General features: G+C 61.5%; 17 protein-coding genes. 12 read left to right on the forward strand and 5 right to left on the reverse strand.

Annotated elements, in window-relative coordinates; genetic code table 11:
- Positions 1-64: 64 nt before the first annotated feature.
- A complete protein-coding gene (locus tag ACP7EW_RS25040) occupies positions 65-841 on the reverse strand; it encodes an ABC transporter substrate-binding protein (protein ID WP_426220630.1) in 777 nt (258 codons plus the stop codon).
- A gap of 273 nt (positions 842-1114) precedes the next feature.
- On the opposite strand from ACP7EW_RS25040, the gene ACP7EW_RS25045 reads away from it, so the two are divergent.
- Positions 1115-2797 carry an AMP-binding protein gene (locus ACP7EW_RS25045; protein WP_426220632.1) on the forward strand — a complete coding sequence of 561 codons (1683 nt, stop codon included), beginning with the start codon at positions 1115-1117 and terminating at the stop codon, positions 2795-2797.
- Between the two features lie 4 nt (positions 2798-2801).
- On the opposite strand, the gene ACP7EW_RS25050 is transcribed toward ACP7EW_RS25045, so the two are convergent.
- Entirely contained in the window at positions 2802-4967 is a 2166-nt protein-coding gene (locus ACP7EW_RS25050) for a TonB-dependent receptor (RefSeq protein WP_426220634.1), read from the reverse strand.
- Positions 4968-5071: 104 nt separating this feature from the next.
- Here ACP7EW_RS25050 and ACP7EW_RS25055 point away from each other — a divergent pair, with 104 nt between their 5' ends.
- The 8 genes from ACP7EW_RS25055 (at position 5072) to ACP7EW_RS25090 (ending at position 13783) form a co-directional block, all read left to right on the forward strand.
- Positions 5072-6244 carry an MFS transporter gene (locus ACP7EW_RS25055; RefSeq protein WP_426220636.1) on the forward strand — a complete coding sequence of 391 codons (1173 nt, stop codon included), beginning with the start codon at positions 5072-5074 and terminating at the stop codon, positions 6242-6244.
- A 36-nt stretch (positions 6245-6280) separates the two neighbouring features.
- The gene (locus ACP7EW_RS25060; protein ID WP_061436200.1) at positions 6281-6796 is read left to right on the forward strand and encodes a sigma-70 family RNA polymerase sigma factor; all 516 of its coding nucleotides are present in this window, start codon (positions 6281-6283) and stop codon (positions 6794-6796) included.
- On the forward strand, positions 6797-7765 hold the full coding sequence (locus tag ACP7EW_RS25065) for a FecR domain-containing protein (RefSeq protein WP_177061246.1): 969 nt from the start codon (positions 6797-6799) through the stop codon (positions 7763-7765). It abuts the gene before it with no gap.
- 102 nt (positions 7766-7867) lie between these two features.
- Positions 7868-10222 (forward strand): TonB-dependent siderophore receptor, encoded by a 2355-nt coding sequence (locus tag ACP7EW_RS25070; RefSeq protein ID WP_426220638.1) that lies wholly within the window; start codon positions 7868-7870, stop codon positions 10220-10222.
- A gap of 20 nt (positions 10223-10242) precedes the next feature.
- The gene (locus ACP7EW_RS25075; protein WP_426220640.1) at positions 10243-11376 is read left to right on the forward strand and encodes an ABC transporter substrate-binding protein; all 1134 of its coding nucleotides are present in this window, start codon (positions 10243-10245) and stop codon (positions 11374-11376) included.
- Entirely contained in the window at positions 11373-12401 is a 1029-nt protein-coding gene (locus tag ACP7EW_RS25080) for a FecCD family ABC transporter permease (protein ID WP_426220642.1), read from the forward strand. The genes ACP7EW_RS25075 and ACP7EW_RS25080 overlap by 4 nt, the downstream gene beginning before the upstream one ends.
- Entirely contained in the window at positions 12395-13150 is a 756-nt protein-coding gene (locus ACP7EW_RS25085) for an ABC transporter ATP-binding protein (RefSeq protein WP_426220644.1), read from the forward strand. The genes ACP7EW_RS25080 and ACP7EW_RS25085 overlap by 7 nt, the downstream gene beginning before the upstream one ends.
- A gap of 336 nt (positions 13151-13486) precedes the next feature.
- Positions 13487-13783 carry a DUF6124 family protein gene (locus ACP7EW_RS25090; RefSeq protein ID WP_016978361.1) on the forward strand — a complete coding sequence of 99 codons (297 nt, stop codon included), beginning with the start codon at positions 13487-13489 and terminating at the stop codon, positions 13781-13783.
- 80 nt (positions 13784-13863) lie between these two features.
- Here ACP7EW_RS25090 and ACP7EW_RS25095 read toward each other — a convergent pair whose 3' ends face one another.
- From ACP7EW_RS25095 to ACP7EW_RS25105, 3 genes are read right to left on the reverse strand one after another with little or no spacing between them, the layout of a single operon-like run.
- Positions 13864-14457, reverse strand: coding sequence for a LysE family translocator (locus tag ACP7EW_RS25095; protein WP_426220646.1), 594 nt, complete (start codon positions 14455-14457; stop codon positions 13864-13866).
- The gene (locus ACP7EW_RS25100) at positions 14458-14625 is read right to left on the reverse strand and encodes a rubredoxin (RefSeq protein WP_426220648.1); all 168 of its coding nucleotides are present in this window, start codon (positions 14623-14625) and stop codon (positions 14458-14460) included. It abuts the gene before it with no gap.
- Positions 14626-14642: 17 nt separating this feature from the next.
- The gene (locus ACP7EW_RS25105; protein ID WP_426220650.1) at positions 14643-15470 is read right to left on the reverse strand and encodes an iron-containing redox enzyme family protein; all 828 of its coding nucleotides are present in this window, start codon (positions 15468-15470) and stop codon (positions 14643-14645) included.
- A gap of 667 nt (positions 15471-16137) precedes the next feature.
- Here ACP7EW_RS25105 and ACP7EW_RS25110 point away from each other — a divergent pair.
- From ACP7EW_RS25110 to ACP7EW_RS25120, 3 genes are read left to right on the forward strand one after another with little or no spacing between them, the layout of a single operon-like run.
- Positions 16138-16593, forward strand: coding sequence for a (2Fe-2S)-binding protein (locus ACP7EW_RS25110; RefSeq protein ID WP_033903091.1), 456 nt, complete (start codon positions 16138-16140; stop codon positions 16591-16593).
- Positions 16593-18812: a molybdopterin cofactor-binding domain-containing protein gene (locus ACP7EW_RS25115; protein ID WP_426220652.1), complete on the forward strand. Its 2220-nt coding sequence runs from the start codon at positions 16593-16595 to the stop codon at positions 18810-18812. Before ACP7EW_RS25110 ends, ACP7EW_RS25115 begins: the two co-directional genes overlap by 1 nt.
- Before the next feature lie 16 nt (positions 18813-18828).
- Complete coding sequence (locus tag ACP7EW_RS25120; RefSeq protein WP_426220654.1) at positions 18829-20172, forward strand: c-type cytochrome; 1344 nt, start codon at positions 18829-18831, stop codon at positions 20170-20172.
- Position 20173 lies beyond the last annotated feature (1 nt).

The following is a 20173-nucleotide window of genomic DNA, read 5'->3' on the forward strand; positions in this document are numbered from 1 at the left end:
ACTAGCAAATGCACTTGTGGCGAGCGGGCTTGCCACAAGGGTTCGAATATGTTGTGCGACAGCGCTAGTCGCCGTAGATGTCGGACTTGAAGTACTGCTGCGAAATCTTCTGATACTCACCACTGGCGCGAATGCCATCGATGGCCGCATTCAACTCGCCCACCAATTCGGTGTTGCCCTTGCGCACCGCAATCCCTGCACCCTCGCCCACGTATTTCGGGTCCTTGAGTTCCGGGCCGACAAACGCGTAGCCCTTGCCGCGTGGCATCTGCAGGAAGTCGTTCAGGGGAATGGTGTCGGCAAAGATCGCATCCAGGCGACCGGCCGCCAGGTCCATGTAGATCTCTTCGTTATTGCTGTAGCGCTTGACGTTGATGCCCTTGGGTTCGAACACCTCGGTGGCATACCGGTCGGTGGTGGTGGCGCGCTGTACGCCGATGGTCTTGCCCTTGAGGCTGGCGTATTGGTCATCTACCACGGCGCCTTCCTTCATCACCAAACGCGATGAAGTGAAATAGTACTTGTGGGTGAAATCCACTGACTTCTTGCGGTCTTCGTTGATGGTCATGGACGACAGGGCCATGTCGATTTTCTTCACCTTGAGGGAAGGAATCAGACCGTCGAACTCACCTTCTACCCACACACACTTGACCTTCATCTGCGCGCACAGCGCATTGCCGATGTCGTAGTCGAAGCCGACGATCTTGCCTTCCTGCGTCTTGGACGCAAATGGTGGGTAAGCAGCCTCGATGCCAATGCGCAGGGTTTTCTCGGCAGCCATCACATGGCTGGAGGCAAGCAGGCCCAAGGTCAGGGCGGTGATGAGGGAGCGCTTCTTCATGGGGGTGTTCTCGCAAGTTGTTGTTGGTTTGGCAAGCCTGAAGAAAGAGATGAAGCTATTTTTTGTACTTATAATTCCATATTGGACTTTTACGTCTTGATCGTCAATCACGCTGCATGACGGTGCAATACCCATGACTTTTTTGCACAACGCACTGGTGTTTTTGAGCGTTCTGCTCTGATTTCTGCGTGCCTATACTCGGTCCAGCCTCTCGATCCAACCTCTCGGTTCAGCCGAGGGAACGTCCCACAACAATAATTAAGGACAGCCACCATGACCCAGCCCTTCCTGGCCGCTCGGGATTTTCTGCTCGCTCACCGCACCGACTACGCCACCGCCGTACGGAATTTCCGCTGGCCGCAACTGGGCGAATTCAACTGGGCCCTGGACTATTTCGACGCGATGGCCGAGGGCAATGCGGCGGATGCGCTGTGGATCGTCGAGGAAGACGGCAGCGAGCAACGCTACAGCTTCCAGCAACTGGCGACGCGCTCCAACCAGGTGGCCAACCACCTGCGCGCCCTCGGCGTGCGCCGGGGTGATCGTGTGTTGTTGATGCTCGGCAATGATGTGGCGCTGTGGGACACCATGCTCGCTGCATTCAAGCTTGGCGCGGTAGTCATCCCCGCCACAGCGTTGCTGAACCCCGATGACCTGCGTGATCGCATTGAGCGCGGGCAGGTACGTCACCTGGTGGTGGGTGAAGCGCACGTGCACAAATTCGTCGGGCTGGCGGACGGTTGCAGCCGCGTCTGCGTGGGGTCTGCGCCTGCCGGCTGGGTCGCGCACAACGCAGCGTTTGAACACCCCGAGCAGTTCGAGGCCGAAGGCCGCACCCTGGCCACCGACCCGATGTTGCTGTACTTCACCTCCGGCACCACATCCAAGCCGAAGATGGTGCTGCACAGCCACCAGAGCTACCCCGTCGGGCACCTGTCGACCATGTACTGGATCGGCCTGCAACCGGGCGACCTGCACCTGAATATCTCGTCACCGGGCTGGGCCAAACATGCCTGGAGTTGCCTGTTCGCCCCATGGAATGCCGGCGCGTGCATTTTTATTCATAACGTCGCGCGGTTCAGCGCGCCGGCCCTGCTCAGTGCCTTGGAACGCTACGGCGTGACCAGCCTGTGCGCGCCGCCCACGGTATGGCGCATGCTGATCCAGGAGGACCTCGCCAGCTACAAATCACGCCTGAGCCTGCGCGAACTGGTCGGCGCCGGCGAGCCGCTGAACCCGGAAATCATCGAACAGATCCAGCACGCCTGGGGCCTGCCGTTGCGTGATGGCTTCGGCCAATCGGAAACCACCGCGCTGGTCGGCAACACGCCCGGCCAGTTGCTCAAGCCTGGTTCCATGGGTCGCCCGTTGCCGGGTTATCAGGTTGCGCTGCTCGACCCGGACGGCATTCCCGGCAACGAAGGCGAAGTCGCCCTGCCCCTCGACGTGCGTCCGCTCGGCCTGATGCTCTGCTATGAAGACAGCCCGGAGAAAACCGCCGAGGTCATGCGTGACGGCTACTATCGCACCGGCGACACCGCGCAGATCGACGCCGACGGCTACATCACCTTCGTCGGTCGCGCCGACGATGTGTTCAAGGCCTCCGACTACCGCATCAGCCCGTTCGAGCTGGAAAGCGCGTTGATCGAACACCCGGCAGTCATGGAAGTGGCCGTAGTGCCGAGCCCCGACCCGTTGCGCCTGGCGGTGCCCAAGGCATTCCTGATCCTGGCCCACGACGCACCGGGCAGCCAGGAACTGGCCCGGCACATCCTCGCCTTCGCCCGCGAAAACCTCGCCCCCTACAAACGGGTGCGGCGTATCGAATTCGTCACCGAATTGCCCAAGACCATCTCCGGGAAAATCCGCCGCGTGGAGCTGCGGCAGATGGAGGTGGTGCGACGCCAAAGCGACACGCGCGGTGAACAGGAGTATTTCGAAGAGGACTTTGCCTGACCGGTCAGAAGTCCACCGTGGCCGACAGCTGCAAAGTGCGCGGATAGCCTGGCGAAAACGCGCCATACGACGCCACGCCCGACCAGTACTCACGGTCAAACACGTTCTGCACGGTCGCGCGGAAGGTGGTTGGCCGGCCTTCGATCTTGGTCGCATAACGCGCGCCGGCATCGATGCGCGTCCACGAATCGAGTTCCTGGGTGTTGGCCTGGTTGATGTACTGGCTGTCGGTATAGATCGCACCGCCGGTAAGGGTGAAGCCTTCCAGCCACGGCGTGTCCCACTCGGCCCAGAGGTTGGCCTGGATATCCGGCACGCCCACCGGTTTGTTGCCACGGTTGGCGGCGGTCGCGGACCGGGTCAGCTCACCATCGAGGAAGGTCACGCCGCCCATCAAGCGAGTGCCGGGCGCCACTTCGCCGAACATGCTCAGTTCGAGGCCACGGTTACGCTGTTCGGCCTGCACTGAATACACGCCGTTGGCACCCAATTCGCCGCTGGGCTTTTCAATCTGGAACAGCGCCACAGTGGTCATGAAGGTGCCGTGTTCGTACTTCACGCCCACTTCGTGTTGCTTGGATTCATAGGGTGCAAACGTCTCGCCGGCATTCGCCGCGGTGCCGGGGGCGATATCACCTTTGCTCAAGCCTTCGACATAGTTGTAGTAGAGCGACACATCCTCCCAGGGCTTGACCACCACCCCCACCAACGGCGTGGTGGCGTTGTCTTTGTAGCGCGAGCTGACCACGCCGTTTGCACTGTAGTTGCGCGACTCGATGTCCTGGCGGCGCACGCCCAACGTCAGTTGGATACGGTCATCCAGAATCCCCAAGGTGTCGGTCAGCGCCACGCCGGACAGTTCCGATTCGGAGATGCGCAGCACCTTCGGCGTGTTGATTGATTGTTTGGGCGTGTCCACCGGGTGGTAGATATTGGAGCGGATCTCCGTGCCGTTGGTGATGCCCCGTGACAGTTCATCCTGGTAACGGGTCGCCATCAATGTGGTGGTATGGGTCACTGGCCCCGTGGCGAACAGCCCGCGCAAGCCCACGTCAGCGGTCGAGCGGTCGACGTTGAATTTGTAGTACCCCGGAATATTGCTGGTATCGCCGGCCTCGTTGAGGATGCGCGGCACCTGATCAGACATGCGCTTCACATCCGACTTGCCGCCACCGGCATGGGCGAACACGGTCAGGTTGTCGTTGAGGTCGTATTCGCCGCCGAGCAAGGCCGATTGCTCCTTGGTGTCGGACCAGCCCCATTTCTGCGGCAGGCTGGTGCGGCCATTCGGTGCGGACGGCACTTCCACTCCTGGCGCAAGGGTGAAGGGCCGCGAGGCACCCTCCCAGCTTTCCTTCTGGCTGATGTAGTCGAGGTTCAGGCGCAGGCGCTCGCCGCGATAATCCAGGGCAATGGCGCCGATGCCGACGTCGCGATTCTGGTCGTCCACGGCAGTATCGCCGCCCTGCAGGCTGCCGTTGAAGCGCACGCCAAACTGGTTTTCGTCACCGAAACGCCGGCTGATATCCAGGTGACCGCCCACTTGTGTGTCCGAAGCGTAGCTGCCGGTGAAGCGCGTCAGATCCTGGTCCAGCGGGCGTTTGGGCACGACGTTGATCACCCCGCCGACGCCGCTGTTCGGTGAAATCCCGTACATCAACGCGCCCGGTCCCTTGAGCACTTCAACGCGCTCAGCGTACTCGGTAAACGCCCGGTAGTTGGGCGCCACGCCGTACACACCGTCGTAGGCCAACTCGCCCAGGTTGCCCTCGCCGATGGCAAAGCCCCGGATGAAAAAGGAGTCGACGATACCGCCAGTCTGGCCGGTTGAGCGCACCGAAGGATCACGTTCCAGGGCATCGGCCACGGTCACCGTTTGCAGGTCGGCCAGGGTCTTGGCGGTGTAGCTGGTGACGCTGAACGGCGTGTCCATCACGTCCTTGTTGCCCAGCATGCCTAAACGCGCGCCACGGGCGACCTGGCCACCGACGAGCACCTCCGGCAAGTCGGTAGGGCCGTGGTAAACGGCGTTGACGTTCGTCGCGTCAAGGGTCAGGCTTTGCGCGCTGTCGTCGGTCGACGCCTGGGTGGCAGCCCAGGTGTTGGTGCTGGCGGCGGCGAGCATCATGGCAGTACGGACGGCGAGGGTTAACCGGCTGGCAACGGGCATGGCATCAGGGTCCTTTCATCGTGAGAAATGAGCATTACTCCTGATGCCAGCCGACGCGGGAAAAAGTATCAGCGTCCCGCGCGTTTTTTTACCGAGACCGATTCATGCCAACCACCCGTGTCCTGATTTACCTGCTGTTCACGATCCAACTTGTGTCGATGGGTGCCATGGAAATGAGCGGCCCATTCTGGCCCTTGCACCTGCGCGAGCTGACCGATTCCGACACGTTGTTCAGCTTCGCCAGCATCGCGGTGTACGTGGGGCCGATGCTTGGCATTTTGCTGACCAGTGCGTTCTGGGGCCGTATCGGCGATCGCTACGGCCACAAGTGGATGATGATCCGTGCGCTGGTCGGGCTGACCCTGACCCAATTGGGGCTGGCGCTGTTCAGCGACCTTTGGACGATTCTGGTCCTGCGCTTCCTGCAGGGTGCCTGCGCCGGGTATATCGCCCCGGCGCAGGCGTATGGGGTGAGCATCGAGGCGCCTTCGCGGCGCGCGCGTTTGTTTGCGCTACTGCAGATTTCCACCAATGTCGGCTCATTGCTGGGCGCGGTGGTGGGCGGCTTGATCCTCGACCATGCCACGTTCTTCTGGATCAACCTCAGCGCCGCCGCACTCTGCGCGGTGTGTACGCTGGTGGCGGCGGTGACCCTGCCGGATGTCGCGTCGGTCAAAAAAACCGCGCCTGCTGCCAAGAACGGTGTGTGGCAAGGGTCCGCACTGTTACCGCTGCTGAGTGTGATGGGCATTCTGCTGCTCGCGCGGATGCTGCCGCAAACCTCGTTCTCGCTGTATGTGAACACCACCTTCAACGTGAGCAACGCGGTGGTCGGCCTGTGCTACGGCTTGCTGGCGCTAGGGTTCATCCTGTCGGCCACGGCCTGGTCGCGGCATTTCGAGGGCCGTACGCAAGCCGACACGTTGCGGCGCATCGGTTACGTGGTGCTCGGCTGTATCGTCCTCACCGGCCTGGCCGGGGTCACTCGCGAACCGGTGGTGTTTGTGTGCACCTACTTCATCTGGGGCGTGCTGTTGGGCGCGACCACGCCGGTGCTGACCGCGCTGATCTCCAAGACCGCCGACAGCGCCCGTCAGGGCCATGTGCTGGGGATCGCCCAAGGCACCGCGCAGTTCGCCTCGATTGCCGGCATCTGCCTCGGCGGGTTGCTCAGCCAGGTGTATGGCCTGGCGTACACCTACCTGTTCGTGTGCCTGGCGTACGCGGTGGCCTGGGTTGCGATTCTCGCGTTGCGTTACCGCAGGGTTGTCCCTTAGCATTGGGAATACTTCTCAATTGCACGGATCCGCGCCATGAGCGAAATCCTTACCGCCGATAACCAGCAGCACCTGCGCGTGATCGAGGCCCTGTACAGCGGCCATCACGGTTGGCTGTACGCCACGCTCAAGCGCAAACTCGGCAACGCCATGGATGCGGCCGACCTGGCCCAGGACACCTTCACGCGCATCCTCGCGTCCCAGGTCACGGTGATCGACCAGCCGCGGGCGTACCTGAGCTGTGTGGCCAAGGGCATCCTGGTCAACTGGTATCAGCGCAAGGCGTTGGAACGCGCTTACCTGGAGGCGCTCGCCAGCGTGCCGACCCATGAAGTGCCTTCGCCGGAAGCGCATTTCGTGGTGCTGGAGACCCTGCACGAGATCGACGCAATGCTCGACGCCCTGCCACCACTGGTCAAGCGTGCCTTCCTGCTGTCGCAGCTCAACGGCCTCAAATACCAGGACATCGCCGAGCAACTGGGCGTGTCGCTGATCACCGTCAAACGCTACATGAAACAGGCTTTTGTGCAGTGCCTGATGCTGGTGGAATAAGTGCTCAGCCTGCGCAAGCAACCCCCGTTAGCCCCCGAAGTCCTCGAAGAAGCTGCCGAGTGGCTGATGCGCTTGAGCGAGGGCGGCCTCAGCGACCACGAACGCGCCGAATGGGAGCGTTGGAAAGTCAGCAGCCCCGAGCGTGATCGCGCCTGGGCCCGCGCGCAGTTGCTGCAAAGCAAGTTGGGCGGCCTGCCGCCAGCCCTGGCCATGTCGGCACTGGATCGGCCAAGCCACCCGGAACGCCGTGCAGCCCTGGGCAAGCTGGCCCTGCTGCTGGCGGTGATGCCGGTCGGCTGGGGCAGTTGGAAACTGGCGCAGACCCAACAGTGGACCGCCGACTACCGTACCCGTGTGGGCGAGCGGCGCGAATGGGTCCTGGCCGACGGCTCGCGCATCACCCTCAATACCGATTCCGCCATCGACGTGCTGTTCGACAGCCAGCAACGCCTCGTGCACCTGCGCGCAGGTGAAATCCTGGTGCAGACGGCCCAGGATGCATCCCGCCCGTTCCTGGTCAGTACCGGCCAGGGCCGCATGCAAGCCCTGGGCACGCGTTTTACCGTGCGCGAATGGAACGCACGCACCCACCTGGCCGTGCTCGAAGGCGCCGTCAAAGTGATGCTGGCCGACAATCGCCAGGTCGCGCCGTTGGTGGTCAACGCCGGGCAACGCACAGACTTTTCCGCGCAGACCTTTGGCTCGCTCACCCCCACCGACCGCAATGTCGGCGCCTGGGCCCAAGGCATGCTGATGGCCGACAAGATGCGCCTGGCGGATTTCGTCGCCGAGCTGACCCGCTATCGCCGAGGCTTCGTGCGCTATGACCCGGCGATTGCCGACCTGCGCATTTCCGGCGCCTTCCCCATCAGCGATACCCAGCGCACCTTGAACATGCTGGTGCAGACCTACCCGGTGCTCGTCAGCGGCCACTTGAACGGCTATTGGGTCACCCTGTCGCCCGCCTGAGCGGGCGCGAAAAATAAAACACCGCTCGGGTGATACTTTTTCCGATCTCGACTGGCACACACAGGAACACCCCTTTTCCTCTCGTCCACAGGGCTCCCTTTGATGCTTGTGATTCGCAGCGCGCTGCTCAGCCTGGCCCTGGCCAGCGCCGCCATGGCCGCGCAGTTGGATGCGGTCGCGGTCCGTGCCTACCAGATCGCGCCAGGCCCGCTCGGCGCCACGCTGTCCAGCTTTGCCGTGGACGCGGGCATCGCCTTGTCGTTTGTCCCGGCCCTCACCGAAGGCCTGACCAGCCCAGGGCTGTCCGGTACTTACTCAACCCAGGAAGCCGTCACCCGCCTGTTGGCCGGCAGCGGCCTGGACATGGTGCTGCGCAGCGACGGCACCTACACGCTGGTGCAGCGCCAAGTCACCCTCTCGGACACCACGGTCAGTGGCGTCGAGCAACGCGCCGACAGCCTGCCACCGGTGTATTCAGGCGGCCAGGTGGCCGTCGGTGGGCGACTCGGCATGCTCGGTAATGCGGATGTGATGGACGCACCGTTCAGTGTCAGCACCTACACCGCCTCGTTGATCAAGGACCAGCAAGCCACCACCGTGGGCGATCTGCTGGAGCGCGATTACTCGGTGCGCTCCACCGGGCAGACCGGCGGCATTGTCGACTCGTTTTTCATCCGTGGGTTTCCGGTGGGCGAAGGCAACCTCGGCGAATTGGCGTTCGACGGCGTGTACGGCGTGGCCTCCAACTACCGGGTGTTCACCGAATACGCCGAACGTATCGAAGTGGTGAAAGGCCCCGGCGCGCTGCTCTACGGCATGTCGCCCAACAGCGCGGTGGGCGGAGTGATCAACGTGGTGCCCAAGCGCTCGCTGGAGGAAGACCTGACCCGCTACACCGCCAGCTATGCCCAGGATGCCCACGTCGGTAACCGGATCGATATCAGCCGGCGTTTTGGCGAAGAACGCAGCTTCGGTATGCGGCTCAACGGCGGCGTGCAACAAGGCGACACGGTGATCGACAAGCAATCCCGTGAAGTCGGCATCGGTGCGCTGTCCCTGGATTATCAAGGCGAGCACCTGCGGACCAGCCTGGATCTGATTTCCCAGGAAGAAACCTTCGACGCCGCCTCCCGCCCCTTCCTGATCGCCTCCGGCGTAAAGATTCCCGACGCCGCCAATGGCCGTACCAACGTCAGCCAGGACTGGGGCTGGTCGCGCACCCGGGACAAATCCGCCCTGCTCAGCGGCGAGTACGACCTCACTGACAACCTGACGGTGTTCGCCCATGCCGGTGGCGGCAAATCGGCAGTGGCGCGCCTGTCCGACCAGACCCCAAGCATTGTCAACACGGCCGGCGACACCTCGTCGATCCCCGGTTACTACCGCTTCGAAGTGCAGCGCTACACGGTGGATGCCGGTGCGCGCCTGCGCTTCGACACGGGGCCGATCAACCACAGCAGTACCCTGCAAGTCACCCGCTATCGCGATGAGCTGTCGCGGGGGATTATCTCCGGCGCGCCGGTGCTATCGAATATCTACCACCCGGTCGAGCGCCCCAAACCCTCCATCGCCAAGCCGGACGCGCCGAAAGTCTCCGCCACCGAGTTATCCGGCGTGGCCATTGCCGACACCTTGTCGATACTCGACCAACGCGTGCAGGTCACCGTAGGCTTGCGCAAACAGAACATCCAGTCCCATAACTACAACGCCGCTGGCGCGGTGACCACGGCCTACGACGCGAGCAAGACCACGCCGCTGTTCGGCGCGGTGGTCAAGCCCTGGGAGCATGTGTCGTTTTATTACAACTACCTCGAAGGCCTGAGCAAAGGCGACGTGGCGCCGTCCAATGCGGCCAACGCCGGGGAGATCTTTGCGCCCTATGTTTCCAGGCAGCATGAAGTCGGGGTGAAGCTCGATTACGGCACCTTCATGTCGACGCTGGCGCTGTTCCAGATCCAGAAACCCACCGGCGAACTGGCCCAGGGGCGCTTCTCGGTACAAGGCGAACAACGCAATCGCGGCCTGGAGCTGAGCCTGTTTGGCGAAGTCGCCCCAGGCACGCGCCTGCTCGGCGGCGTGACCCTGCTGGATGCACAGCTCACCAAAACCAGCATCGCCGCCAATCAGGGCAACACCCCGGTTGGCGTGCCCGAAGTGCAAGCCAACCTCTGGGCCGAATGGGACACCCCGTGGGTCGAAGGGCTGACGTTGACCAGCGGCGCGATCTATACCGCCAGCCAGTACGTCAACCAGGCCAACACCCAACAGCTGGACGCCTGGACTCGCTTCGATGTCGGCGCGCGCTACAGCACGCGCATCGCCGAGCGTCCGACCACCTTCCGCGCCACCGTGCAGAACCTGTTCGACCGCGAATACTGGTCCGGCGTGGCCTCCTACGGCGCGTTTTCCCAGGGTTCGCCACGCACCCTCCTCCTGTCGGCCACGGTCGACTTCTGATACCTGCAAGGGCTCACATAATGCGTTCGATTGTTCGATGCGGCCACGTTTTGGCGGCACTGTTGTTCACCGGGTTGCTGGGCATGCCTGCGCTGGCGGCGCCTACCACCGTTACCGATCTGCTCGGGCGCCAGGTCAAGGTCAACCTGCCGGTGCAGCGGGTGATTCTGGGTGAAGGCCGCCAGCTGTACCTGGTGGCGGCGCTGGATACGCAAAACCCCATCGAGCGCATCGTCGGCTGGCGCAAGGACCTGATCCAGTCCGACCCGGACACCTACAACGCCTACCTGCGCAAATTTCCCGAGATCGCCAACATCCCCACCTTCGGCGGTTTTGAAGACGGCACCTTCGACATCGAACAAGCGATTTCCCAGCGGCCCGACGTGATCATCCTCAATATCGAGGCGCAACACGCCACCGAGGACGCGCGCTACATCGAGAAGCTCGACGCCCTGGGTATTCCGGTGGTGTACGTGGACTTTCGCAACCAGCCCATGACTAACACCGAACCGACCATGCGCCTGTTCGGCCAGTTGTTCGGCAAGGAAGACCGGGCCGAGGCGTTTATCGCGTTCCGCAACCAGCAGATCCGCCGCGTGACCGAGGTGATTGCCGCGCAGCAACCCAAGCGCCCCGCCGTGTTCATCGAGCGCATCGGCGGCTACACCGACGATTGTTGCCTGAGTTTCGGCGATGAAAACTTCGGACTCTTTGTCGAGATGGCCGGCGGCAACAACGTCGCCAAAGGCATCATCCCCAGCACCTTTGGCCAACTGAATCCCGAGCAAGTGATCGTGACCAACCCGGACCAGGTGGTCGTCACCAGCGCCAACTGGGAAGCTTTCGCGCCGGGTGGCCATTGGGTCGGCGTCGGCCCCGGCGCAGACATGGCCCAAGCCCGGCACAAGCTGGCGTGGTACACCCAACGTCCTGCCTACGCCGGGATCAAGGCCCAGCAGACCCAGGCCTTCCACGCAATCTGGCATCAGTTCTACAACAGCCCGTATCAGTTCGTGGCGATCCAGCAATTGGCCAAATGGTTTCATCCGACGCTGTTTGCCGCCCTCGACCCGGAAGCCGCATTTCGCGAGTTGCATGAACGATTCCTGCCGGTGCCCTACGCGTCTGGCTACTTCGTGAGCCTCAAGCCATGACTGCCTACCGTCAATTGGTGCTGCGCAAACGCCTGATCCTGGTCATCCTGACCCTGCTGTTGCTGTGCAGTGTGTTGCTGGATCTGGCCCTCGGCCCGGCGCGCTACAGCCTCAGTGAAGTGCTCGGCGCGCTGATGTCGCCAGACAGCGCAGCGCCCCAGGTACGCGTGGTGATGTGGGATATCCGCCTGCCGGTCGCGCTGATGGCGGTGGCGGTCGGCGCGGCGTTATCCCTGGCCGGGGCACAGATGCAGACGATCCTCAACAACCCGTTGGCCAGCCCGTTCACCCTCGGGCTTTCCGCTGCCGCCAGCTTTGGCGCGGCCATGGGACTGGCCTTCGGCGTGGCGCTGTTTCCGTGGGCGGCGCAGTACATGGTGCCGGTCAACGCGTTCATCATGGCGATGCTGTGCGCACTGCTGATCCACTTCCTGAGCCTGCGCCGTGGCGTCACCGCCGAAACCATCGTGCTGCTCGGCATTGCCCTGGTTTTTACCTTCAATGCGCTGTTGGCGCTGGTGCAGTTTTTCGCCACCGAGCAAGCCGTGGCAGCCGTGGTGTTCTGGACCATGGGCAGCCTGACCAAGGCCACCTGGCCCAAACTGGGGGTGATCTGCCTGGTGATCCTGATCACCCTGCCGATCTTCGCCAAACGCGCCTGGGCCCTGACCGCCCTGCGCCTGGGCGACGACAAGGCCGCCAGTTTCGGCATCAACGTGCGCAGCCTGCGCTTCCAGACGCTGATCATGGTCAGCCTGCTCGCCTCGTTCCCGGTGGCGTTTGTCGGCACCATCGGCTTTATCGGCTTGGTCGGTCCGCACATCGCCCGCATGCTGATTGGCGAAGACCAACGCTTCTTCCTGCCCGCCTCGCTGCTCACCGGCGCGTTGATTCTGTCGGCCAGTTCGGTGGTCAGCAAAACCCTGATCCCCGGTGCGATTTTCCCGATTGGCGTGGTCACCTCACTGATCGGCGTACCGTTTTTTATCTCCCTGATCCTGAGCGGGAAGAAAACCCCATGGTAAGCATTCAGTTGCAGGACCTCGGCGCCACTTATGGGCAACGCAGCATCATCCGCGGCGTGACCACCGCCCGTTTTGTCGGCGGCCAAGTGGTGGCGGTGGTCGGGCCCAATGCGGCCGGCAAGTCCACCTTGTTCAAGCGCATGGCCGGGCTGATCGACGGGCCTGGACAGGTGATCCTGCAGGACTCGCCAAAAGGCCTCCAAGGCATCAGCTACATGCCCCAGGGCCTGAACGCCAGCGCCCGCTTGACGGTGTATGAATCCGTCTTGCTGGCACGCAAGCAGCTAGCACCCGGCTGGACGGTGCATGATGACGAGCTGAAGTTGGTCGATGAAATCCTCACCGCCCTGGGCATCACCGAGCTGTCCTTTCGCAACCTCGGTGAACTCAGCGGAGGCCAGCAACAACTGGTGTCCATCGCCCAGACCTTGGTGCGCGAACCCGAAGTGTTGCTGATGGACGAACCCACCAGCGCCCTCGACATGCACCGCCAGGTGCAGGTGCTGAACTTCATGCAGGCCCTGGCGCGCAAACGGGAGGTGATTGTGTTCATCGCCCTGCACGACTTGAACCAGGCGCTGCGTTTTGCCGACCAGGTGCTGGTGATCGCCGACGGCACCGCCAAGGGCAGCGGGCCGAGCCATGAGGTGATCAATGAGGCAATGCTGCGCGAGGTGTACAAGGTCGAGGCGCGGATCGAGCGGTGCAGTCGCGGGCAGCCGCATATTTTGATCGACGATATTGTGTAAGGCTTGAGTCCGTAGGGTGGCGTTTTGTCATGGTTTGTAAAGGGCCAGCAAGGCGCATCGCTTTTAATTGCAGGACGTTTCCTAGACAATCCCTGCCGCCTTGTGCCTGCTGGAATCGGTGGCTAGTCTGCGGTCCGTCACTGCCTATTCAGTGATCGGGTTTAGTCGCCCGGATTTCGAGCAAGCGTAGGGCCCCATGAAGCTTATGGTGGCTGTGCGCAGGGCGCCCTCGGGCGCGCCGGATGCTCCTGACCGGTCGACTAACCTGCGTACAGCCGCCACCCTTCGTTTAGTCGCGAAGCGTGCCGACTCCATGATCATCCAGGAGCTGCACAAATGAACAAAGTCCTACCCGATCCACCCATCGACCCCGCAAAAGACCGCGCCGCCTTCAACCGCGCCATCGACCATTACCTGCCCACCCAAGGTTTCCACTCGGTCAACGAAGACCTCAGCTTCGAAGACGCCCTGCTCTACACCGCCAGCTTGCTCGACAGCGCGTCGGCCACCGCACTCGATTGTGGTGAGCAATTGGCAAGCCCCGAACGGGCGAAGATCCTGGCGGTGTGGCATTTGCTGGAAATCGCCAAGACCACGGTGGACCGCTCTATCGAATGCCTGAAACACAACTAAAACAGATGGGAGCGGCCATGTAGTGAGCGGTGCGACGATTCGACAAGCCCGCTCACTACAAATGGCTGCGTAGGCGAGGGTCATAGCACTAGAACACGAACCATCTGCCAAGCGGCAAAGCCGATCAGACATAGTCCGCTGGCCCGGTTAAGCCAGCCAAAGTCCAGGCGCTTGGCCAGTGTCTTGTTGATCATCGCCCCCACCATCACATAGAGCATTTGCCCTAGTAACGATCCCACTAGTACCCCCAGCAAATTCAGGTAAATCCCGCTTCCATCTAGCTGGGCACCACTGGCAACGGCATAGGAGGAAATCGCCGCGATGGTAAGTGGACTGGTCAACGTCAATAAAAAAACCGGGAGAAACCCCGCCGCTCGCTGCGTGGACACCGCGCTGGTGGTTTTCTTGAAGGTGATAGCACCAAGACAAAGCAGGTAGGCAATCGCTGCCCACGTTAATAACTGATTGTGTGCAACCCAAACGGTTTCAATTGACCTCAGCCCAATAAAAGCGACAGCTGCAAACACTGCGTCGGCAACTGCCGCACCAAGCGCCCCAGGCAATGCACTGCGACAGCCATAGGTGATGGATTGCCCCAGAATAATCAAGGCCACCGGGCCGAAGCTTATTGAAAGCAGTGTGGAAAACACCATTGCACTCAGAAAATCGTGCATCTAATCCACGACTTCCCTAAACATCTTTTTCTTTGCCTGACAATGCGGGCACTGAAATTCGTCGCCCAGCTCATCCCATGGCACACCTGCTTCAATACCGACTATAGGTTCACCCGAGGCCTCCGAGTAAACGTAGTGACAGATTGTACATTCATAATCTTTATACATATCAATGCCCCACGAATCTAAATTACCCGAGGATCCCCAAGGTGGCGATTAAGTGCTGCAAACATCTGCTCAAAACCATCCATAAACGCCATCGCACCGCGCATTGCTTGTGGTGCAATACTTGGATTTTTCTCCAAATACGAAATCATGATCTCCCGCCCGGTAGCTACATGCATGGGCTCAACTTCACAATGGATAGCAAAAAAAGCCAACACGGGATCATCCTCATCAACCAACCCGTATTCACTGGCATATAGTTGAAAACCTTTAAGAAAGTACTGAAACTCTCTCGACGAGGTCATCTCTGAAGCCAAATGAAAACCCAATGCCTCACCCAAAAACTCAGAACGGTACATCCGATGGGTATTGTTCCCCATGGCAGTGCCTTCCGGGAGTACGTTGTGAGAATTAAATAGCTCGGCGTCAGAAAGCCCCAAATGAGTGGTCAGTTGTTTAAACATTTGGTGATGAGTGGGAAGCATATGCTTACTATGCTGGTGTAAACCATACTCATCGACAGAGGCGTACAGGATATGCGCTGCTTTAGCGGTGCCATTCCACATATCCTCCCTTATCCATTCATCCGTGACACGTGCAGCCAACGCAACGATTCCAGCAGGAACATCTTTAAAAAAAGCCCAGATCGTTCCAAAAAACAGAGCCATGTCTTGATGAGTTAAAGGACGAGCAGAAATAACCTCTCCGAACCTTCCAAGCTCCTTGAATGCAGCATGTCGAAGTATTGCGTTAGCCACCTCATTGTAGCCAGCCTCACACACCTTATATATCTCACTCCGAGTAACCCTTTCACCTGATCTGATTACCGCTGAATTTTGAATACTCATAGCCTTTATCCTTGCTTTGATAAAACATGAGGGTTTGAACCATTTATTCAAAAACCAAACGAAGAAATTATTTCCCAATCAATAATTTTGTCAACCCCAAAATCGAAAACACCACCACTGACTTCAAGACACTCACTCTAGAGCCCTCTCATCCAGCACAAAGCAGAAACTCACCTGCAACAGTTAATTAACTCAAGCAAAGACTTACATACAATACTGTAGGCTCCAGTCGTCAGCCTCTCATTATCTGAAAGGAATTTCCTACTTTTAAAATAGCGTCTCTTCAGTTATACCGACCATAATGACAACAAGTAACCCTATAAATTAACTGAAGCCTATCCTTTACAGCCCCAACTTATTTGTAGTTTGCTTTACCGCTGCGATAGCGGTGCATTGATCCATCCATTCATAGGCTGACACATCGCAATCGGAGGTAAGTCGAATCGTCGCACCGCCCCTCCCACATTTGATCTGCGGCGTCTGTATGGCTGCAAGGCGCGACGCTCGCTTACACAGTCACCCGATCCTGTTGAATCCTTGCCCGATCCTCCGATTTGTCGACCACCGGGTATCTGCGCCCTTGCACTCTGGTCTAGAGTTCGACAATAAGCGGCCACTGCGTTCATCACTAAAAAGGCCGCACCTACCGTTGATCAGCAGGTGAGCCATGGAATTACGAATCAACCAAAAGGCCTATCAGGTCGATGCCGACGCGGACACGCCCTTGTTGTGGGTGATCCGCGATGACCTGGGCCTGACCGGCACCAAGTACGGCTGCGGCCTGGCCCAGTGCGGCGCCTGTTCGGTGCTGGTGGATGGCAATGTGGTGCGCTCCTGCGTCACGCCGGTGGCCGCCTTGGTCGGGCGTGAGATCACCACCATCGAGGCGATTGAAACCGATGAAGTGGGCAAGCGTGTGGTCGCGACCTGGGTCGAGCATCAGGTGGCGCAATGCGGGTATTGCCAGTCCGGGCAGGTGATGGCGGCCACTGCGCTGCTCAAGCACACCCCCGCGCCGAGCAAGGCGCAGATCGACGCGGCGATGATCAACCTGTGCCGCTGCGGCACCTATAACGCCATCCACGCGGCGGTCGACGCCCTGGCCAAGCAGGAGGGCGCTTGATGAGTATTCTCGACGAACTGCTTGATGCACCGGTCAACCTGTCGCGTCGCCGCTTTCTGGCGAGTACGGCGGTGGGCGCGCTGGTGATTGGTTTTGGCCTGCCCCTGGGCTCGGGCCGGGTGCAAGCCGCGACCACCGCTGAACGCGGCACCCAAGTGCCGGCGTTCCTGGAGATTCGCCCGGACGGCACGGTGCGCCTGCTCAGCCCGTTCATGGAAGGCGGACAAGGCACCCACACCGCCATGGCGCAGATCGTCGGCGAAGAGCTGGATGCCGACCCCGCCACCTTTATCGTCGAAGCCGCCCCGCCCGGCGAAGCCTATGTGGTGATGGAAAACGGTATGCGCATCACCGGCGGCAGTATGTCGGTGCGCATGAGCTACCCGACCATGCGTCGCCTCGGCGCCCTGGCCCGCGCGATGTTGCTGCAGGCTGGCGCTAAACAATTGGGCGTGCCGGTGGGCGAACTGACCACCCAGCCTGGTCGCGTGGTGCACGCGGCTTCCGGTCGTTCATTGGGGTATGGCGAGCTGGCCAGCAGCGCCCTCGACATGCCTGTGCCCGATCCATCCAGCATCACCCTGCGCGACCCGAGCCAGTTCCGCTGGATCGGCAAGCCGGTCAAGCGCCTGGACGCCTACGACAAATCCACCGGCAAGGCGCTCTATAGCATCGACCTGAAAGTCGACGGCATGCTTCACGCCGCCGTCCAGCACGCGCCACGCCTGGGCATGACCGTCGGCACCCTGCGCAACCAGCCTCAGGTCGAAGGCATGAAAGGCGTGCATTCGGTGCACGTGCTACCCGGCGCGGTGGCGGTGGTGGCTGAACGTTGGTGGCACGCCAAGCGTGCGGTAGAAGCGATCCAGGTCGACTGGCAGGAAGCCGCCGCCGACTCGGCACTGCGCGTCATGCCAGCGGACTTCTCCAGCGACAAGCACTTCGAGTTCCTCGCTGCCCAGCAAGGCCCGGCCCGTGACGACGAGAACGAAGGTGACGTCGCCGCCGCGTTGAAAGGTGGCAAGACCCAGCTCGAGGCGACGTATCACAACCAATATCTCAACCACGGCCAATTGGAGCCGCCGTCAGCCCTGGCGCGCTTCAACCCGGATGGCAGCCTGGACATCTGGCTGCCCAACCAGGCGCCGGACATGTTCCGCGCCGATATCGCCAAGCGCACCGGCCTCGACCCTGCGCAAATCAACCTGCACTCGCCGTTGCTCGGTGGCTTCTTCGGCCGGCACTTCCTGTATGACTCGGCCAACCCTTATCCGCAGGCCATTGCGTTGGCCAAGGCAGTGGGCCGTCCGGTGAAGCTGATCTGGAGTCGCGAGGAAGAGTTCTTGCGCGATGTGCTGCGTCCCGTGGCGGTGGTCAAGTTCCGCGCCGCGCTGGATGACAAAGGCCTGCCGGTCGCCATCGAAGCCGTCAGTGCAACCGAAGGCCCGACCGAAGCCCTCGCCGGCAAACAGGGCGATAAGATCGACCCCACGGCGGTTGAAGGGTTATCGGGCAAGTCCTACGCGATTCCCAACAAACGCATCGCGCAGATCTACGTCAAAGGCGCGCCGATGCTCGGTTACTGGCGTTCGGTGGGCAATTCGCTCAACGACTTTTTCTACGAGTCGTTCCTCGACGAACTCGCGGACAAGGGCGGGCAGGATCCCTATGAGCTGCGCCTGCACCTGCTGCGTGACAACCCACGGCTGACCACGTTGCTGAAAGCGGCGGGTGAACTGTCCGGTGGCTGGAAGCGCGGCCCCTTCACCGCCGAGGACGGCACTCGACGCGCTCGCGGCGTGGCCATGGCCTCGCCATTCGGTTCCCACACGGCGGCGATCGCTGAGGTGTCCATCGAGAACGGCAAGGTCAAGGTGCACGATATCTGGCAAGCCATCGACCCGGGCAGCATCGTCAACCCGGCGATTGTCGAAGCACAGGTCAACGGTGCGGTGGCGCTGGGCCTGTCCCAGACCTTGCTGGAAGAAGCGGTGTACGTGGACGGCAAGCCACGGGCCCGCAACTACGACCTGTACCCGATCCTGGCGCCCGCGCAGATGGCACGGGTGCATGTGCGGATAGTCGAGAGTGGCGAAAAAATGGGCGGTATCGGCGAGCCGCCGTTGCCTGCCGTGGCTCCGGCCGTGGCCAACGCGGTGGCGCAGTTGACCGGCCAGCGCGTGCGCAGCCTGCCTTTGAGCCGACACACTTTCAGCTGACCTTCAGGAAATGCCCATGAACAACCGTCGATTCGCAAGAACCGCAGGCTGGCTGGCGCTGCCCTGCCTGGTCGCCGCAGGCCTGCTGGCCTGGTACGTCACCCGTGAACCGGCTACGCCGTTCGAACAGGAACAGGCGAAAGCCACCTTCGATCCCGCCCTGGTCAGCCGTGGCGAGTATGTCGCCCGCCTCAGCGATTGCGTGGCCTGCCACAGCCTGGCGGGCAAGGCACCGTTTGCCGGTGGCCTGGAGATGGCCACGCCGTTGGGGGCGATCCACGCCACCAACATCACACCGGACAAGCAGACCGGCATCGGCACTTACAGCCTGGCCGATTTCGACCGCGCAGTGCGCCATGGCGTAGCGCCGGGCGGTCGTCGGTTGTACCCGGCCATGCCCTACCCGTCCTACGTGAAACTCAGCGATGACGACATCAAAGCGCTGTACGCGTTTTTCATGCAGGGCATACAACCGGCCAACCAACCGAATATCCCCAGTGATATTCCCTGGCCGCTGAATATGCGCTGGCCCATCGCCCTGTGGAACGGCGTGTTCGCGCCCACTGCGACTTACGCGGCCAAGCCCAACCAGGACGCGCTGTGGAACCGTGGCGCTTATATCGTCCAAGGCCCCGGCCACTGCGGCAGTTGCCACACGCCGCGTGGCCTGGCCTTCAATGAAAAAGCCCTGGATGAATCCGGCGCGCCGTTCCTCGCCGGCGCCCTGCTCGACGGCTGGTATGCGCCGAGCCTGCGCCAGGATCCCAACACCGGCTTGGGCCGCTGGACCGAGCCGCAGATCGTGCAGTTCCTCAAGACCGGGCGCAACGCCCATGCGGTGGTCTACGGTTCGATGACCGAGGCCTTCAACAACTCCACGCAGTTCATGCAGGACGACGACCTGGCGGCCATCGCTCGCTATCTCAAGTCATTGCCCGGCGACCCGCAGCGCGACGGCGCACCCTGGCAGTATCAGGCGGTGGCGGCGGTTCAAGACGCCCCCGGCGCCCACACCTATGCTACCCGCTGCGCCTCTTGCCATGGTCTCGACGGCAAGGGCCAGCCCGAGTGGATGCCGCCCCTGGCCGGCGCCACGTCGGCACTGGCGAAGGAAAGCGCCTCGGCGATCAACATCACCCTCAACGGCTCGCAACGCGTGGTCGCGGCTGGCGTGCCGGATGCCTACCGCATGCCAGCGTTTCGTGAGCAATTGTCCGACGCGCAAATCGCCGAGGTACTCAGCTACGTGCGCGGCACCTGGGGCAACAATGGCGGTGCGGTGGATGCCAAAGCAGTGGGCAAGTTGCGCGGGCACACTGACCCGGCGAGCAGCAGCCCGATTATCCTGCACATGCGCTGAG

It is taken from the genome of Pseudomonas sp. DWRC2-2 (assembly GCF_049897885.1).
Lineage (GTDB): Bacteria > Pseudomonadota > Gammaproteobacteria > Pseudomonadales > Pseudomonadaceae > Aquipseudomonas > Aquipseudomonas azotoformans_A.

What these genes read in the sequence shown, in the direction of transcription:
- ACP7EW_RS25055 (WP_426220636.1), top strand. Translation starts at nt 5,072, where the DNA reads ATGCCAACCACCCGTGTCCTGATTTACCTGCTGTTCACGATCCAACTT.
- ACP7EW_RS25120 (WP_426220654.1), top strand. Translation starts at nt 18,829, where the DNA reads ATGAACAACCGTCGATTCGCAAGAACCGCAGGCTGGCTGGCGCTGCCC.
- ACP7EW_RS25110 (WP_033903091.1), top strand. Translation starts at nt 16,138, where the DNA reads ATGGAATTACGAATCAACCAAAAGGCCTATCAGGTCGATGCCGACGCG.
- ACP7EW_RS25100 (WP_426220648.1), bottom strand. Translation starts at nt 14,625, where the DNA reads ATGTATAAAGATTATGAATGTACAATCTGTCACTACGTTTACTCGGAG.
- ACP7EW_RS25095 (WP_426220646.1), bottom strand. Translation starts at nt 14,457, where the DNA reads ATGCACGATTTTCTGAGTGCAATGGTGTTTTCCACACTGCTTTCAATA.
- ACP7EW_RS25050 (WP_426220634.1), bottom strand. Translation starts at nt 4,967, where the DNA reads ATGCCCGTTGCCAGCCGGTTAACCCTCGCCGTCCGTACTGCCATGATG.
- ACP7EW_RS25115 (WP_426220652.1), top strand. Translation starts at nt 16,593, where the DNA reads ATGAGTATTCTCGACGAACTGCTTGATGCACCGGTCAACCTGTCGCGT.
- ACP7EW_RS25085 (WP_426220644.1), top strand. Translation starts at nt 12,395, where the DNA reads ATGGTAAGCATTCAGTTGCAGGACCTCGGCGCCACTTATGGGCAACGC.
- ACP7EW_RS25080 (WP_426220642.1), top strand. Translation starts at nt 11,373, where the DNA reads ATGACTGCCTACCGTCAATTGGTGCTGCGCAAACGCCTGATCCTGGTC.
- ACP7EW_RS25105 (WP_426220650.1), bottom strand. Translation starts at nt 15,470, where the DNA reads ATGAGTATTCAAAATTCAGCGGTAATCAGATCAGGTGAAAGGGTTACT.
- ACP7EW_RS25040 (WP_426220630.1), bottom strand. Translation starts at nt 841, where the DNA reads ATGAAGAAGCGCTCCCTCATCACCGCCCTGACCTTGGGCCTGCTTGCC.
- ACP7EW_RS25060 (WP_061436200.1), top strand. Translation starts at nt 6,281, where the DNA reads ATGAGCGAAATCCTTACCGCCGATAACCAGCAGCACCTGCGCGTGATC.
- ACP7EW_RS25090 (WP_016978361.1), top strand. Translation starts at nt 13,487, where the DNA reads ATGAACAAAGTCCTACCCGATCCACCCATCGACCCCGCAAAAGACCGC.
- ACP7EW_RS25070 (WP_426220638.1), top strand. Translation starts at nt 7,868, where the DNA reads ATGCTTGTGATTCGCAGCGCGCTGCTCAGCCTGGCCCTGGCCAGCGCC.
- ACP7EW_RS25075 (WP_426220640.1), top strand. Translation starts at nt 10,243, where the DNA reads ATGCGTTCGATTGTTCGATGCGGCCACGTTTTGGCGGCACTGTTGTTC.
- ACP7EW_RS25045 (WP_426220632.1), top strand. Translation starts at nt 1,115, where the DNA reads ATGACCCAGCCCTTCCTGGCCGCTCGGGATTTTCTGCTCGCTCACCGC.